At 69.3% G+C, this 358-nt stretch carries 1 protein-coding gene; it reads right to left on the bottom strand.

From position 1 onward, the window contains the following. The coding region (locus ACODRX_RS25860) for a DUF5979 domain-containing protein (protein WP_488874408.1) at window positions 1–358 on the bottom strand (358 nt) is incomplete at both ends.

The following is a 358-nucleotide window of genomic DNA, read 5'->3' on the forward strand; positions in this document are numbered from 1 at the left end:
CCTTCACCGTGGCGCTGCCGCTGGTCGCCGTGCCGGCCAGTGTGACGCTGCCTGAATAGCTGCCGGTGTCGCAGCTCAGCGTGAAGCCATAGCTGCCCGGTGCCCCACCCGAGGGTGCGCCAGTCACTGTCTTGGTGATCGTCACATCGATCTGGTTGCGCGCCAGCGGGTTGGTGATGCTGCCCTGCGCACCTTGCGCGATGGCGCCTGCCGGCGGCACCGTGGTCTCTGTCTGCCAGGCGTAGTTGCTGGGCGCGCTCGCCTTGTTGGTTTCCGCCAGCGTCGTGCAGGTGGCGCCTTGCGGCACCTTCACCGTGGCGCTGCCGCTGGTCGCCGTGCCGGCCAGTGTGACGCTGCC

Source organism: Comamonas sp. FG99 (assembly GCF_057808605.1).